This is a genomic window from Thiocapsa roseopersicina (assembly GCF_900106925.1).
Lineage (GTDB): Bacteria > Pseudomonadota > Gammaproteobacteria > Chromatiales > Chromatiaceae > Thiocapsa > Thiocapsa roseopersicina.
The window spans coordinates 71,535-86,921 of record NZ_FNNZ01000007.1; the positions used below are offsets into that span (position 1 = coordinate 71,535).

The 15,387-nt window shown below is 65.7% G+C and carries 14 protein-coding genes and 1 tRNA gene; 7 read left to right on the top strand and 8 right to left on the bottom strand.

What is annotated here, in order from left to right:
- Window positions 1-68 precede the first annotated feature (68 nt).
- Window positions 69-1,046: a hydrolase gene (locus tag BLV04_RS09410; RefSeq protein WP_093030491.1), complete on the top strand. Its 978-nt coding sequence runs from the start codon at window positions 69-71 to the stop codon at window positions 1,044-1,046.
- Here BLV04_RS09410 and BLV04_RS09415 read toward each other — a convergent pair.
- Both BLV04_RS09415 and BLV04_RS09420 read right to left on the bottom strand, forming a co-directional pair.
- On the bottom strand, window positions 1,043-1,885 hold the full coding sequence (locus tag BLV04_RS09415) for an ATP-grasp domain-containing protein (RefSeq protein WP_093030494.1): 843 nt from the start codon (window positions 1,883-1,885) through the stop codon (window positions 1,043-1,045). The genes BLV04_RS09410 and BLV04_RS09415 overlap by 4 nt on opposite strands.
- Before the next feature lie 212 nt (window positions 1,886-2,097).
- Window positions 2,098-4,176 carry a molybdopterin-containing oxidoreductase family protein gene (locus BLV04_RS09420; RefSeq protein WP_093030497.1) on the bottom strand — a complete coding sequence of 693 codons (2,079 nt, stop codon included), beginning with the start codon at window positions 4,174-4,176 and terminating at the stop codon, window positions 2,098-2,100.
- Window positions 4,177-4,275: 99 nt separating this feature from the next.
- Between BLV04_RS09420 and BLV04_RS09425 the strand changes: the two genes are divergently transcribed.
- From BLV04_RS09425 to BLV04_RS09440, 4 genes are all read left to right on the top strand, one after another.
- Window positions 4,276-5,028, top strand: a complete 753-nt coding sequence (locus BLV04_RS09425) for an ATP-binding cassette domain-containing protein (RefSeq protein WP_093030500.1) — start codon at window positions 4,276-4,278, stop codon at window positions 5,026-5,028.
- Between the two features lie 8 nt (window positions 5,029-5,036).
- Window positions 5,037-6,641 (top strand): ABC transporter permease/substrate-binding protein, encoded by a 1,605-nt coding sequence (locus BLV04_RS09430; protein ID WP_245731817.1) that lies wholly within the window; start codon window positions 5,037-5,039, stop codon window positions 6,639-6,641.
- A 290-nt stretch (window positions 6,642-6,931) separates the two neighbouring features.
- Window positions 6,932-7,567, top strand: a complete 636-nt coding sequence (locus BLV04_RS09435; RefSeq protein WP_093030506.1) for a Uma2 family endonuclease — start codon at window positions 6,932-6,934, stop codon at window positions 7,565-7,567.
- Window positions 7,564-7,998, top strand: coding sequence for a YybH family protein (locus tag BLV04_RS09440; protein ID WP_093030509.1), 435 nt, complete (start codon window positions 7,564-7,566; stop codon window positions 7,996-7,998). The genes BLV04_RS09435 and BLV04_RS09440 overlap by 4 nt, the downstream gene beginning before the upstream one ends.
- 70 nt (window positions 7,999-8,068) lie before the next feature.
- Here BLV04_RS09440 and BLV04_RS09445 read toward each other — a convergent pair whose 3' ends face one another.
- The 3 genes from BLV04_RS09445 to BLV04_RS24880 all read right to left on the bottom strand — a co-directional run bounded on the left by BLV04_RS09445 (window position 8,069) and on the right by BLV04_RS24880 (window position 10,205).
- Window positions 8,069-8,755 (bottom strand): DUF6064 family protein, encoded by a 687-nt coding sequence (locus tag BLV04_RS09445; RefSeq protein WP_093030512.1) that lies wholly within the window; start codon window positions 8,753-8,755, stop codon window positions 8,069-8,071.
- Entirely contained in the window at window positions 8,755-9,687 is a 933-nt protein-coding gene (locus tag BLV04_RS09450) for an aldo/keto reductase (protein WP_093030515.1), read from the bottom strand. Before BLV04_RS09450 ends, BLV04_RS09445 begins: the two co-directional genes overlap by 1 nt.
- 353 nt (window positions 9,688-10,040) lie before the next feature.
- Entirely contained in the window at window positions 10,041-10,205 is a 165-nt protein-coding gene (locus tag BLV04_RS24880) for a hypothetical protein (protein WP_175534562.1), read from the bottom strand.
- A gap of 245 nt (window positions 10,206-10,450) precedes the next feature.
- Here BLV04_RS24880 and BLV04_RS09460 point away from each other — a divergent pair, with 245 nt between their 5' ends.
- Complete coding sequence (locus tag BLV04_RS09460) at window positions 10,451-10,774, top strand: antibiotic biosynthesis monooxygenase family protein (RefSeq protein WP_245731818.1); 324 nt, start codon at window positions 10,451-10,453, stop codon at window positions 10,772-10,774.
- A gap of 450 nt (window positions 10,775-11,224) precedes the next feature.
- On the opposite strand, the gene BLV04_RS09465 is transcribed toward BLV04_RS09460, so the two are convergent.
- The 3 genes from BLV04_RS09465 to uvrC all read right to left on the bottom strand — a co-directional run bounded on the left by BLV04_RS09465 (window position 11,225) and on the right by uvrC (window position 13,879).
- A tRNA-Gly gene (locus BLV04_RS09465) sits at window positions 11,225-11,299 on the bottom strand.
- Between the two features lie 129 nt (window positions 11,300-11,428).
- Window positions 11,429-12,004 carry a CDP-diacylglycerol--glycerol-3-phosphate 3-phosphatidyltransferase gene (pgsA, locus tag BLV04_RS09470; RefSeq protein WP_093030525.1) on the bottom strand — a complete coding sequence of 192 codons (576 nt, stop codon included), beginning with the start codon at window positions 12,002-12,004 and terminating at the stop codon, window positions 11,429-11,431.
- 3 nt (window positions 12,005-12,007) lie between these two features.
- On the bottom strand, window positions 12,008-13,879 hold the full coding sequence (uvrC, locus tag BLV04_RS09475; protein ID WP_175534563.1) for an excinuclease ABC subunit UvrC: 1,872 nt from the start codon (window positions 13,877-13,879) through the stop codon (window positions 12,008-12,010).
- A 310-nt stretch (window positions 13,880-14,189) separates the two neighbouring features.
- Between uvrC and BLV04_RS09480 the strand changes: the two genes are divergently transcribed.
- Entirely contained in the window at window positions 14,190-15,371 is a 1,182-nt protein-coding gene (locus tag BLV04_RS09480) for an NnrS family protein (protein ID WP_093030532.1), read from the top strand.
- Window positions 15,372-15,387 lie beyond the last annotated feature (16 nt).

A 15,387-nucleotide genomic window follows, 5' to 3' on the forward strand; every position in this document is an offset into this window, starting at 1 on the left:
CTCGGCTGTCGCTCTTTCGGTTTCGGGCGGATGTCGAATCGGCTGGATCACCGGAGATTTCGTAGGCTATGGGCTTGATTACACGCAGCACCTTCAGGCCGGCTTGGTGGCTTCCCGGAGCACACCTGCAGACGCTTTGGCCGAGTCTGTCGCGACCTCGTCCGCGACCCGATCTCGCGCGCCGACGCATCGAGCTGACCGACGGGGACTTCATCGATCTGGCGATCGGCCATGGCGCAGGGCCGCGGGTCCTGGTGATTCATGGCCTCGAGGGCGGGCTCGAATCGCACTATGCGGCGACCCTGGTCGCCCGCCTGGAGCACGAGGGCTATCAACCGATCTTCATGTTCCTGCGCGGCTGCTCCGAGGAGGCGAACCGGCTCGACCGTGCCTATCACTCGGGCGCCACCGAAGACCTCGCGGAGGTGCTGACCGTCCTTGCAGGCGATCCCCAAGGTCCCCCCGCCGCCGCGATCGGCTTCTCGCTCGGTGCAAACCTGCTGCTGAAATACCTCGGCGAGACCGAGCAGCCCACCGTCGGATCGGCCATCGCGGTGTCGGTTCCCTTCGTGCTGCGCGATGCTATGCTCAGGCTGGATATCGGATTCTCGAAGATCTATCGGCGCTATCTGCTTGGAAAGCTCAAGGTCAGCCTGCGGCGGAAGTTCGCGGGGCGACGCTTCCCGCTCGACGTCGATCTCGATGCGATCCGGGACTTCAACGCCTTCGACGACCGGGTCACGGCGCCGTTGAACGGGTTCGAGGGCGTCTTCGATTACTACAGCCGCGCGAGCTGCCGGCAGTATCTGCCGTCCATCCGAACGCCGACACTCATCATCCAGGCCGTCGATGATCCCTTCATGTTTCCGACCACGGTTCCTTGGGCGCATGAGCTCGGCCCCGGGATCACCTTGGAGCTCGCCGATCACGGGGGTCATGTCGGCTTCATCGACGGCCCCTGGCCGTGGCGTGCTCATTATTGGCTCGAAGACCGGATCATCCAGGGTCTGAGCGAGACAGGTCCGCCGCGCCGGGTCATGGGTTAAGCCGGGGTACGCCCGGTCAGTCTCCGCAGAACGTCCAGCCCGGCGTCCTTGTCCGAGCAGCGCAGGATCGCCGACCGATCGGCGGTGCGGGTGTCGAGATCGACCCGGACGCCCTGCTCCGCCGCAGCCTTGCACTGCGCCTCCTCGATCGCGACCTCGCCGAAGACCGAGATCACGAAACCGCCCGGGATCGGAGGCGGTGGTGCGAAATCGACCCCGTCGACCAGCGCGACCCAGGCCGGGATGAAATCGGGACCGTAAAAGTCGAAGAAACCGTTCGAGCCCCGTAGATGCACCTCGATCGGTCGTCCGCCGATCATCTCCAGGTTGCACAGGCCGCTGTAGCCTTTCAGGTTGCGTGCAATCCAATCCGCGATCACCGGCTCCAGGTCCGGGAGAGCGGCACCGACCTCCCAATAGATCGGGCGTTCCCGATCCTTCTCGTCCGAGCCGCGCGTATGGGCAAACCAGACCGCACGCCCATCCTGCACCAGACAGTCGCTGCTGGTGTGCGGACCTTCGAGACGCTCGCACCAGAAGCTGCCCGGCTCGCTCGGCACGGCGTCGGCCGGCACCGCGCGAGCGCGCACCGCCATGCCGGCAAGGTTGACGATGGGCTTGACGAAGACCTGCGCATCGGACGCGATTCCGCAGTCACGGGGGTCGACACCGCAGGGCGCCGCGCGCAGACCCGCATCGAGCGCAAGAGAGAGCTTGTCGTAGACCCGGCGATGCGCCGGGTTGAGCCGCCAAGCGGCGGCGTCGTTCACCCCGACATCGCGCCGGGGCGACGGTCGGAACAGGAACTCGCGTTCGGGTAGGACGCCGATGAAGGGCACGGTTCGAGGACCTCGGGTTCGGGGTTCGGGTTAGCCTTCTGCCTCCTGCGACCAGCTATCAGCTATCAGCTATCAGCTATCAGCTATCAGCTATCAGCTATCAGCTATCAGCTATCAGCTATCAGCTATCAGCTATTCGAGATTAAAAAACCCTTCAACGCATAAAGGCTAACACCCCCACATGTCATACTCCCGGCTGGAGGCTGGCAGCCCTACCCCACCCGCTCCACCTGACACAATAGCGATTTGAATGGCGGAAACCCGCTGATGGGATCTAGGTGCCGGTCGTCTGTCAGCTCGTTGATGTTGGCGTCGTTTCGACCGTGGGTGCAGTGCACGACACCCGGTTTGATCCGATCGGTCACCTTGGCGACGAAACGCACCGCCCCGCGCGGCGAGCTGATCGTGACATGGTCGCCGTTCTCGATGCCGCGCGGAGCGGCGTCGTCCGGGTGGATCTCGGCCAGCGGGTGCGGAATTGCGCGGCGCATCCGCTCGATGTAGTTATGCTGGGAATGGGTGTCGAACTTGGTGCGTGCCCCGCTGGTCAGGACCAGCGGGTAATCGACCGCCAGTGCCGGTGTGGAGATCGGGCTCTCGGCCGGCTCGCGATAGATCGGCAATCCGTCGTGACCGGCCTCGCGCAGCTCGATCGAGTCGAATTCGACCTTGCCGGACCGCGTGCGGAAACCGCGCAGCCGATAGAGTCGATCGGCATCCATGAAGCCGTTCTCGACCAGATCCTCGATCGCCTCGGCATAGACGACCACGCCGTCCGGGTTGTCGTAGACCTCCCGGCGGATCTCCTCCGGGATGCCCTCCGCCGCCTCGGCCCAGGAGGCCGCGAGATCGCCGTTCCAGAACTGCTCGGCCATGCCCAAACGCACGCCGAGCTGCAGGAAGATCTCGCCGTCGGGCCGGGCCTCGCCCTTGGGCGCGACGATCGGCCGGCGATACCGCAGCTCGCCCTGATAGGCGCAGCCGGGATAGGCGATCAGCGCGGGACGCTCCAGACTGGTCGCCGCCGGGAGCACGAAGTCGGCCATGCGCGTGGCCGGGTTGTGGAAGAAGTCAGTGGCGACGAAAAAGTCGAGCTCACCGAGCGCGCGCTCCATCCGCTTGGAGTTGGGCCACATGGCGGTGTTGATGCCCATGGCCAGCAGGGCGCGGATGCGTTGCGGGCGCCCGTCCAGGATGCAGTCGGGCAACAGCATGCTCTGGGCGGCCGGCCAATAGCGGGTCCAGACCGGATAGACCTCGTCGCCGACGCGCGGCGGGAGATGGGTGCGGCAGTAGTCGAACAGCTCGATCGGTTTGGGCGCGGCCTTGTCGTTGAAGAAGCGGTTGCCGCCCTCGCGATCGAGGTTGCCTGTCACCGCCGAGAGCAGGATCACGGCCCGGTGGTTTTGGAAGCCGTTGCTGTGTTGCACGGTCGCGGTGGGCGAGAGCGTGATCTGGGCCGGCGGGGTGGTCGCGAACAGCTCCGCAGCCGTACGCAGATCCTGCTCCGCGATGCCGCAGATCTCGGCGACACGCGCGGGTGTGAAGTCGCGGACATAGTCTCGGAAGCCCTCGACGCCGTTGGCCCATTCGTCCAGGAACGCCTGGTCCTGCCAGCCGTTCTCGAAGATCAGGTGATGGAAGCCCAAGGCGAGTGCGCCGTCGGTGCCGGGGCGGATCGCCAGATGGATATCGGCCTCCTCGGCGAGGGGCGTGCGTCGCGGGTCGACGACGATGAGGGTCTTGCCCGGCCGGCGCAGCACCAGCGGATGCGTATCGAAGGGCGGGATCGAGCCGCGCGGGTTGGTTGACCAGATAAGATGACAACGCGTCTTCGGCGAGACCACCGTGGACGTGGTCTTGATCTTGTAGCCGAAGGTCACCTTCTCGGCCACCATGGTCGCCGAGAAGCAGCAGCCGCTCTCGGTCAGGTAGTTCGGCGAGCCGAAGGCGTGTGCCAGACGCTGCAGCTGGGGCCGCGCCTCTTTGGTGTAGCCGGCGAAGAAGCCCACGGACGGTGCGCCGTGCTCGGCCTTCGCGGCGCTCAGGCGCTCGGCGATGGTGTCGAGCGCCTCGTCCCAGGAGACGCGCTCGAACTCGCCGCTCCCGCGCGGCCCGACGCGCTTGAGTGGATAGAGGATGCGATCGGGATGATTGCGACGTTCCAACTGCACATAGCAGCGTGGACAATCAGGGCCTTGGACGCGGATCGGCTCGTCGTCGTCGTCGAGCTCGACCTGAATCCCGCAGTTGGCATCACACTCGTAACAGGTACTGGTTTTCCACGACATACGGCGAGAATCCTGAAGCATCCTTTTAACGATGCACTGGAATTCGAGCCGAGAGGCACGAATTCAAGCTGCTCATGCTCAGCCGACGGGAATCAACCGATGCTGCGATTCGAAGGGATCTTCAAGGACTACGGCGGGACACCGGCGCTGGCGGATGTCGACCTCCATGTGCCGGAGGCGCAGACCACGGTCCTGATCGGCCCGAGCGGCTGCGGCAAATCCACGCTGCTGCGCCTCGCCGCCGGCCTCATCCGGCCCGATCGCGGCCAAGTTTGGTTCGAGGGCGCCCCGCTGGATACCGGGAACCTGCGCCCCGCCCGGCTGCGCATGGGTTACATGATCCAGGACGGCGGTCTCTTCCCGCATCTGAGCGTGCGCGACAACGTGACCCTGATGGCGCGCCAGCTGGACTGGCCGCGCGAACGGCGTGAGCAGCGTCTCGCCGAGCTTGCGGACCTGGTGCAACTCCCGCCTGCGATGCTGGGGCGTTACCCGATCGAGCTTTCGGGCGGCCAGCGACAGCGCGTCGCCCTCATGCGCGCGCTCATGCTCGACCCCGATCTGCTGCTGCTCGACGAGCCGCTCGGGGCGCTCGACCCCATGATCCGCTTCGAGCTGCAACGCGAGCTCAAGGCGATCTTCGCTCGGCTCGGCAAGACGGTGCTGATGGTGACGCATGACCTGGCCGAGGCGGTCTTCTTCGGGCATCGGATCGTCCTGCTGCGTGCCGGTCGGATCGTCCAACAGGCCGAGCCGCGGGTGATCCTGGACAACCCTGCCGAGCCTTTCGTCGCGCAGTTCGTCGCGGCGCAGCGCGAGCCGCAGCGGGTTTTGCTGGGAGCGGGCAGATGAGGCGCGGCATGTTGCGAAGGGCCTCCAGCCGCCGGCTTCCAGCCACCGGCCTTGGGCTTGCGACGCTCGTCGCCTTGCTGCTCGCGGTCGGACCCGTCGCTTGGTCGGCCGAGTCGTCTGCCGAAGAATCCACACCCCGCCCGGTCGTCATCGGCTCGAAGAAGTTCACCGAGTCGGTCATCCTGGGCGAGACCCTGCGCCTGCTCGCACGCGACGCCGGCCACCCGGCGCGTCATCGCGCCGAGCTGGGCGGGACGCGCATCCTTTGGGGCGCGCTGCTGAGCGGCGAGATCGACATCTATCCGGAATACAGCGGCACGCTGGTCCGCGAGATCCTGTCCGGCGAGGACGTGTCCTCGCCCGAATTGCTGGAGGCGGCGCTCGCGGCCCGCGGAGTGCAATCCTCGGCGTCCCTGGGCTTCGAGAACACCTACGCGATCGCGGTGCCCGAGTCCCTGGCGGAGCAGCTCGGCCTGCAACGCATCTCCGACCTGCGCGAGCATCCGGACCTGCGATTCGGCTTCAGCAGCGAGTTTCTGGATCGTGCCGACGGCTGGCCGGGCTTGAGACAGCGCTACCGACTCCCCCAGACCCGCGTGCAGGGTCTGGATCACGACCTGGTCTACCGCGGGATCGACGCAGGGCATCTCGACGTGACGGTGGTCTACACCACGGATGCCGAGATTGCCCGCTACGGGCTGCGCATGCTCGATGACGATCTGGGCTATTTCGAGGACTACCAAGCAATCCTGCTCTATCGCGCGGAGCTGGCCGAGGAGGCGCCGGACGCCCTGGCCGCCTTTCGCCGTCTCGAAGGTGCGATCGACGCGCCCACCATGGCGGGTATGAACGGTGCTGTGAAGCTGGAGGGCGATTCGGAGCAGACGGTCGCGGCTCGCCTCTTATCGGAGGGCCTCGGGCTCGAGGTCACGGTCTCCGGTCAAGGCTTCTGGAGCCAACTGGGCCAGCGCACGCTGGAGCATCTGGGCTTGGTCGGGGTCTCGCTCGGTGCGGCCATCCTCTTCGCCGTGCCGCTCGGCGTGCTGGCAGCACAAAATGCGCGGCTCGGTCATCTGATCCTCGGCATCACCGGGATGATCCAGACCATCCCCTCGCTCGCGCTCTTCGTCTTCCTCATCCCCTGGCTCGGGATCGGCTGGCTGCCGACGGTGGTCGCGCTCTTTCTCTACGGCCTGCTCCCGATCGTGCGCAACACCCACGCCGGGCTGATGGACATCCCGGTGCCGATCCGCGAATCGGCCGATGTCCTCGGGTTGACTCGGGGCGCACGCCTGCGCCTGATCGAGCTGCCGCTGGCCGCCAACACCATCCTGGCCGGGATCAAGACCTCGGCCGTGCTCAACGTCGGCACCGCAACGGTCGCAGCCCTCATCGGCGCCGGCGGCTACGGACAGCCGATCCTCACCGGTATCCGCCTGGACGACACCGCGCTCATCATGCAGGGCGCCGTCCCGGCCGCACTGCTCGCGCTCGGACTCCAAGGGCTTTTCGAGTTTGCGGAGCGCTGGGTGGTGCCGCGCGGGCTGCGCTTGAAGCCGACAGACGGGGTCAGGGCAGACGCGGATCCCGATCCCAAAAGACCCCGGTCCTGAGCGTCCCGAGCTCGCTTGCCGCAGCTCTGGCAGGCGACTAAACCGCGTCCGGAGCCCGCTGCTAACCGTCGATTGAGCTCGACCTTTGGTGCATCCACATCCCCTAGCGGGGACGCGGTTTAAAATGATAAATTTTTTAATATTTTAAACCGCGCCTGCTCCAACGATTATCAAGTCTGCCGGGGCCGATCCGATCCAAAAACATCGCATACCGCGCCGGGCGCGGTTTAACCTTCGAATCGACAGCGGCTCGAGCACCCCATGCGATCTCACCGAGAGCAACCACAGCCATGATGCCCGCCAACCACCCGTCGGCCGCCTGCGACACCGACCATGTCGATCAGCGTGTCTTCCTGCGCGACGTCGGCTGGGACGACTACGAGGCGGTGCTGTCCGCCCGCGGCGACGACGGCGGGGTGCGCATCACCTATTTCAACGGCGAGCTGGAGCTGATGACACCTTCCGTCGATCACGAATCACTCAAGAAGCGGCTCGCCCGACTGCTCGAAACCTACGCCGAGATCAGGGGCATCGAGCTCGAAGGCTACGGCTCTTGGACTCTGAAGGAAAAGGCCAAGCGGCTAGGTGCGGAGGCCGACGAGTGTTATCTGGTAGGCCCGATCCGCCCGGCGCCGAAGGTCCCGGATATCGCGATCGAGGTGATCTGGACCAGCGGCGGCGTCGACAAGCTCGCGGTCTATCGCGGACTCGGCGTGCCCGAGGTCTGGTTTTGGGAGAACGGCACACTGCGCTTCTTCGCGCTGCAGGACGAGACCTATCTCGCCGCGACCCGCAGCCGCGCGCTGCCGGAGTTGGATCCCGCGCTTATCATGCGCTGCATGGGCGAGTCCACCCAGACACGCGCGATCCGGGCATTGCGCACCGCGCTGCTCGGCACCCCGGCGGCGCCGGATTCCGGCCGATGAGCCGATTCCAGACCCCGGACGAGGTCGAAGCCGCCTTCTATGCCGCTTTCCAGACGCTCGACATCGCCTTGATGGGAGCGGTCTGGGCGGAGGTTCCAAGCCCGGTCTGCGTCCACCCCGGCGGCGATCTCCTGCAGGGTCGCAGCGAGGTCCTGAACAGTTGGCGCGAGGTCCTGACCGGGGCCGAGCGCCCCGACTTGCAGTACCGCGTCATCCAACGCACGGCGACCGAGGGGCTTGCCGTGCATCTGGTCGAGGAGCTGATCCGCCCGGGCCGCTCGCGCGAGGAGCCCAACCGGATCCTGGCGACGAACGTCTACCGGCAGAGCGCAGAGGGCTGGCGGATGACGGCGCATCACGCCTCCTTGCCGCTCATGCGCAGGCGACCCGATACGGCCGACACGGACGCTCCGAAGCACCGCATGCACTGATACCGTCGGGCCGGGATCAGCCGGTCGCATCCCGTCCACGAGGGTTCGGACATGAAGGCATCCCACTGACTCACGGGTCTTCCAGCCGGCTTCGCCCGGAGACCCAAGGCCAAGCGACGACGCCCAGGTAAAGCGCAGCGGCAAGCGGCATCACCGGCCAGGTCGGAACGCTCAGGACCCAGAGGGTTGCCCCGCTGATCAGGCACCAGGCAAGCGGGATGATCGCCAGCAGCCAGCGCAGCGGATGACGGATCAGCAGAAGCAGACCCAGTGTTGCAAGAGCCGTCGGGTCCGGTGCGCTGCCGAAGACCTCCAGACCGTACCAGGGGCGGCCGGACAAGAGTCCGAGCAGCGGTTGCAGCACAAGCGCGAAGACGAGGATCCAGAGCGCAGGGCCGGGATCACGAGACGCACCCTCGGACGAGCCCGCGAGCGGACTCCACCCGAGAAAAACCGCCATGAGCACGCCCTGCAACACGAAGCCGAACCCGAAATAGATCCCCGGCCAGCTCAAAGGCGCGTACCAGTGGATCTGAAAGACCCAACCGACCCAAACCCAGCAGATCGCGGTCAGGAGAAACGGGATCCGAAGCACCCGACCGTCTGCCCGACGCGCCGTGAACAGGGCCGTCAGCCCCATCGCCAGCCCGATGATCGGCGCCGGCCAGACCCCGACGTTGTAGCGCTCGAACAGCCTGAAATAGGTCTCGCGCGAAAACGGGATCAGGTCGACGAGCGAGTAGCTCAAAAGGTCCATCAGAGCGCTGCGAAGTCGGCGGCCATGCGGCGTCGCAGCGCCGCATCCGGCATGGCACCACGCGCGGCCGCCATGTTCTGCTCCATGTGATCCACCCGACTGGTCGCCGGGATGGCACAGGTCACGGCCGGGTGCGAGACGATGTATTTGAGCAGACACTGCGACCAGTCGGCGCAGTCGATCTCGCGCGCCCAACCCGGCAAGGGGTGACGTTTGACGCGATCGATCAGCGAGCCGCCTTGGAAGGGCCGATTGGCGATCACCGCGATCCCTCGCTCCGCGGCCAGCGGAAGCAGATGTGACTCGACCTCACGATCCTCGATGTTGTAGGTCAACTGCACGAAATCAATCGGCTGCGCCTCCATCACCTGCGCAAGCTCGGCATGACGGCGACCGTGCGAGGTAGTGACTCCGATATAGCGCACCTTGCCGTCGGCCTTCATCGCCGACAGGGTCTCCAGATGGGCCTGCCAGTTGAGCAGGTTGTGTACCTGCAGCAGATCCAGACGCGGCAGACCCCAGAGGCGCTCGGATGACGCGATCTGCTCGATCCCCTCCGCGGACGAAGAGGTCCAGACTTTGGTCGCCGAGAACAAATCCTTGGGGCGATCCAGTCTCGCCAAGCAGCTGCCGACGACCTCCTCGGCCGAGCCGTACATGGGGGAGGAGTCGATCAGACCGCCGCCGGCGGCAAAGAAGGCACGCAGGACATCGGTGCACACATCCCGCGCCACCGGGTCGTCGCCGACATTGAATGTGATCCAGGTCCCCATACCTACGACGGGCAAGGGCTCGCCGGTCGCGGGGATGGCCTTGGCGAGCGATTGTCCGTCCACCGCCAGAGCCTTCCCCGACAGCGTTAGGATAGACAAAGGCGCGACCGCGAGGGCCGCAAGGAACGCACGCCGACTCGATACGGAAGATCGATCCATAGACATCCTCCAGGCACCGTCCGCCGAGCGGACTCGAGCATTCCGAAGTTTGACCATGATCGAGGGGATGGTTGCAAAGCGGTCACCGAAATCGGCCTGGTATTCACCCGTCTCTCTCTGGGGAATTTGGTCACGGCACACAGACTTTGGATGCCATCAGCTCCGAGCGTTTACCGGACCCGCATGGACGCCAAGATCGATGTGATGGACTGGATCGAGATGTTCTAAAACAGCTAGCGCCGACGCGTGTACCTCGGCGAAGTCGGTCCCCGGAGGACGAGAACAAGTGGACGCCCGCGGTGCTGCAGGGGCCACCGCCAGCGCCGCTCCTGCGCCACTCGCGCAAATGCCGCTTACCGCGGAACCCCGCGGTAGAGTCGATCCACCCAATCACGGAACCAGACGGGTCGCGCGAGCAGAATATATGCGAGCAGCAGCGCCCCGAGTGGTATCGCGAAGGCTGCGGTATCCAAGACGACGATCAGCAGAGCCAGAACCAGACGGTGGGAGAGACGCATGACGACCTCGGGGTTGGCAATGTTCACATCGCGGGCGGGATTCGGGAGCCTCACCCGCCCCGTCACACCTCGTTTGCGCGCGGCGACGCACGCGCACGCGACCTTGGCTCACGCGTTCGAGGGCGTCATCTTCGCGGACGTAGCCGTGAGCCTCACGGCCGCGGTAGAGTGCTCCGGGCCGGGCGTCCAGTTTCGCCTTGTCCTTTACAGCTAAAGCACGGGGTATCCGATCGATGTTCATCGCCATGAATCGGTTTCGCATCAACCGGGGCTTCGAGGCCGATTTCGAGCGCATCTGGCGGGAGCGCCAATCCCAGCTCGCGCAGGTTCCGGGGTTCGTGACCTTTCGTCTCCTCAATGGGCCGGACGACGGGGAGACCACGTTGTACGCCTCCCACACGACCTGGGCCTCGCGCGGTCACTTCGATGCCTGGCGCGAGTCCGAGGCGTTCCACAAGGCCCATGCGCAGGCGAAGGCGCCTCAGGGAACCTATGCGGGCCATCCTGTACTGGAGCTGTTCGACATAGTGTTGGAGGAGTCGGCCCCCGGGGCTCGGGATCCTCGATAGCGCACTGAACTCACGAGGCATTGTCGCTCCCGAGAGCCAGTGCCCGCAGCACTCACGTTTCGGTCCGCCGACGAGAGCCTCCCCGAACGCGCGCATGATCGAGCGCGGAAACCTCGGCTCGGGTGGCGATTCCGGGACGATACCGGGTTTTGGCAGGACATCAGCTGGAACCTTCCGGGTCATCGTCCGAACAAGCTCCAGCCCCTGATGCCGTCTTGGGTGGAGCGCGAGACGCCGGAGCGCTATCTCATCGACCTGAACGCACAGCGCGACTGGCTCGCTCGATCCGCGGCATCGCGAGACGAAGCGGTCAAAAAAGAGCCCCGGCAGAATGCCATTCGCTTTCAGGATAGTGGTCTCCAACGGCCGTCACCACTATCCAATCACCGAGAATTTTGGGCACACAAACAAATGCCGGCACGAGGCCGGCTTCTGAGTTTTTCTTTTATTTGGAGCGGGAAACGAGATTCGAACTCGCGACCCCAACCTTGGCAAGGTTGTGCTCTACCACTGAGCTATTCCCGCTTTGGAGCCGCGTATTTTAATGCCTTTCGCGATGCTGTCAACCCCTGGATTGCATCCGATCTCGCTGCGCTCAGGGGCGGTGTGGACAGGGCGCCGCTGACGACTTCGCGCCATCGCTCGGAGCCGGGCTCAACCACGCCCCTCGATATCGACCTGACCCGACAGGCTCGGCCAAGCGGCGCGCAGATAGAGCACCATCGACCAGAGTGTCAGGACGGCGGCGACGTAGAGAAGAACGACACCCAACCCGTAGACCCAGGGTCCGAAGACCGTATCGTGCAGGATCATGAGCACGATCGAGATCATCTGGGCCGTGGTCTTGATCTTGCCGGTCATGGAGACCGCGACCTTGGCGCGCGCGCCGATCTCGGCCATCCACTCGCGCAGTGCGGAGACCGTGATCTCGCGTCCGATGATGACCATCGCCGGGAGCGCCAAGAGGGTGCGGGGGTCGTACTGAACGAGCAGGACGAGCGCGACCGCGACCATCAGCTTGTCGGCGACCGGATCGAGGAAGGCGCCGAGCGGCGAGGTCTGCTCCCAGAGACGCGCGAGATAGCCGTCGAGCCAATCCGTCAGGGCGGCCGCACCGAAAACCGCGGCGGCGACGTAGGGCGCCCAAGGTGCGTCCAGATAGAAGACGACGACGAACACCGGAATCAAGACAATCCGGAGCATCGTCAGAAGGTTGGGGATATTCCACATACGTCAGGGCCCAGTGGCCTCCTCGTGAAAGGCATCGTAGATCTGTTGGGCCAACTGCCGGCCGATGCCGTCGACGCAGGCAATGTCCTCGACCCCTGCGCGGGCCAGGCCGCGGATGCCGCCGAACTGCTTCAAAAGACGTTGGCGGCGCCGCGGTCCGATCCCGGCGAGCCCTTCCAGCGTGGAGGTGGTGCGTGCCTTGGCACGACGCTGGCGATGACCGGTGATCGCGAACCGATGGGCCTCGTCGCGGATCTGCTCGATCAGATGCATGGCGGGGGAATCGCTCGCCAGTATAAGCGGCGACTCGACGTCCAACAACCAAAGCAGCTCGGTGCCCGGACGTCGATCAGGCCCCTTCGAAATCCCGACCACCTGCAGGCCGGCGAGACCGAGCTCTTGGAGCGCATCGCCGACCGCGCGGATCTGTCCGCGTCCGCCGTCGATGAAGAGGATATCCGGGATCGGATACTCGCCCTGCTTCACCCGGGTGTAGCGCCGGGTCAGGGCCTGATGCAGCGCCGCATAGTCGTCCCCAGGGGTGATCCCCTCGATGTTGAACCGGCGGTAGTCCGACTTGCGCGGCCCCTCGCCGTCGAAGACCACGCAGGAGGCGACGGTGCGCTCGCCTTGGGTGTGACTGATGTCGAAGCACTCCATGCGCTGGGGCCGCTCGGGTAGATCCAGGACATCGCGTAGCGCCTCGATGCGGCGGCCGTAACCGGCCTGGCTGCCGAGCCTGGATTTGAGCGCGACCTCGGCATTGCCGCGGGCCATCTCGAGCCAGCGCGCACGCTCGGCGCGCACCCGCCATTTGATGTGCACCCGGCGCTCGGCGCGTTGCGAGAGCGCCGTCTCCAAGAGTGCGCGCTCCTCCGGCTCGACGCTCGCGACCAGCTCGGGGGGGATCTGCTTGTCGGCGTAGAACTGGGCCAGGAACCCGGCCAGAAGGGTCGCGTCGTCCGTGTCCTCGGGGGTCTTCGGAAAGAATGCCTTGTTGCCGAGGTTGCGCCCGGCGCGGATGAAGAAGACCTGCACGCAGCTCGTCCCGCCCTCCTGCGCGCAGGCGATGATGTCGAGGTCGCCGCCCTCCCCGCTCACGTACTGGCGCTGCTGGATCCGGCTGAGGGTCGCGATCTGATCGCGCAGGACGGCGGCCCGCTCGAATTCGAGCGCGGCGGCGGCCTGCTCCATGCCGCGACCAAGATCCGCGATCACATCTTCGGCACGCCCGTCGAGGAACTGAATGGTGTGGGCGACGTCCTCGGCGTACGCTTCCGGGCTGACGAGACCGACACAAGGCCCGCTGCAGCGCTTGATCTGATATTGCAGACAGGGCCGCGAGCGGTTGTTGAAGAAGCTGTCCTCGCACTGGCGCACCGGGAAGAGCTTCTGCAGCAACTGCAGGGTCTCGCGCACGGCCCAAGCGCTCGGGTAGGGACCGAAGAGACGCCCTTTGGATTTGCGCGGCCCACGATAGAAGGCGAGTCGCGGAAAATCGTCTTGGGTGCTGAGATAGATGAAGGGATAGCTTTTGTCGTCGCGCAGCAGGACATTGAAGCGCGGACGCAAGGACTTGATGAGGTTGCTCTCGAGCAGCAGCGCCTCGCCCTCGGTGCGTGTCACCGTCACCTCGATGTCGGCGATCTGGCTCACCATCACCTGAAGGCGACGTGTCAGCGCCCGGCTGAAATAGCTCGACACCCGGCGCTTGAGGTTCTTGGCCTTGCCGACGTAGAGGACGGTGGCGTCGGCATCGAGCATCCGATAGACGCCGGGGCTCTGGGGAATGCGCTCGAGGAGGGCTCGCGCGGGCGTGTCGAGCGCGGGCTGAGCGCCCTCGGCATCCGGATCTACAGCAGTGGTATCGTTCATGTGCGGATTAGAGCGCAATCGAGCGATGCCGATCCAGAGCGGACATCCCGGACCGCGGCTGCGTCGTTCGAGAGCCCACCGGCGCGTTCTCGGACCGGACCATCTGCTTGACCCACGTCAAGGCCATGCCGTCGGGCCATCGCTAGGGTAAGGGACTGCGACCACGCGCCCCGAAATCCCGCGACCTCGTGCGACATCACCGCGAGACAACCCGCGTGCTTCGACTCGACCGCCTCCGACATCCACTCCCGACGTTCGGGAGCCGCCCCGCTCGGGCTCGCCCCGACCACCGATAAGGACAACCACCCAGATGCGCGTCGACCCGCTCGCCAAGACCAAGAGACCGATCAGCGTCCTCGCGCTCGGCTTCCGGCCGTTCTTCCTGGCCGCGGGGATCGCCGCCATCCTGTCCGTTTTGGTCTGGCTCGCGATGCTGACCGGGCATTTCCCGCAGCCCGGCTATCTCGCCGGGCCGGCTTGGCACGCCCATGAGATGCTGTTTGGTTATCTGGCGGCCGTCATCGCCGGGTTCTTGCTGACCGCCGTGCGCAACTGGAGCGGCATGGACACGCCTACGGGCGCGGCACTCGCGGGGTTGGTCGCGCTTTGGTTTGCCGCGCGCCTGATGCCCTGGCTCGGGCTGCCGCCCTTCCTAGTCGCCCTGACCGATGTCGCCTTCTTCCCGGTTCTGGCGTTCGCACTGCGACGGCCGCTCTGGTTCGGCCCCAACCCGGTGAACCGCGTCTTCCTGCTGCTGTTCGCCGGCATGACGCTCGCGAGTGCGTTGGTCCATCTGGATGTACTCGGCGCCCTGCCGGGCGGCGCGGCGCGGGGTCATCGTCTGATGTTGGACCTGGTCATCCTGACGATGCTCCTGGTCTCGGGTCGGGTCATGCCCTTCTTCATCGAGCGCGGGATCGCCGGCGCCAAGCCGCGAAGCTTTCAGCTCGTCGAGCGCCTGACCTTCCTCCTCGCCGCAGCACTCCTGCTCGCGGACCTCGTCCAGCCCTACGGGACTCAGGCGGGCGCCTTCGCAATCGCGTTGGGTCTGGTGCTTTTGGTGCGAATCATCGGCTGGCATGATCGGCGTCTCTGGACGACACCCATGCTGACCGTGCTCTATGTCGGGCTGCTCTGGCTTGCGCTTGGCCTGATCCTGGACGGCCTACCCGCCTTTACCGACCTGCCCGCGCGCGGCGCACTGCATACCCTGACCATCGGGGCGATCGGCGTGGTGACGCTGGGGATGATGTCGCGGGTCGCGGTCGGCCACACGGGTCGCGCGATGCAGGCCGCTCGCCTGACCATCGTCGCCTTCGTCCTGATCAACTTCGCCGCAGGCCTGCGCGGTCTCGCTCCGCTGATCTACCCCGCCGGTTACCACACCTGGCTGATGAGCGCCGGGCTCTGCTGGATCCTCGCCTTCGGGCTCTTTCTCTGGGTTCATGCACCCATGCTGGTCGCGCCTCGGCCGGACGGGCGGCCCGGCTGACGCGTCATCGGGGCGC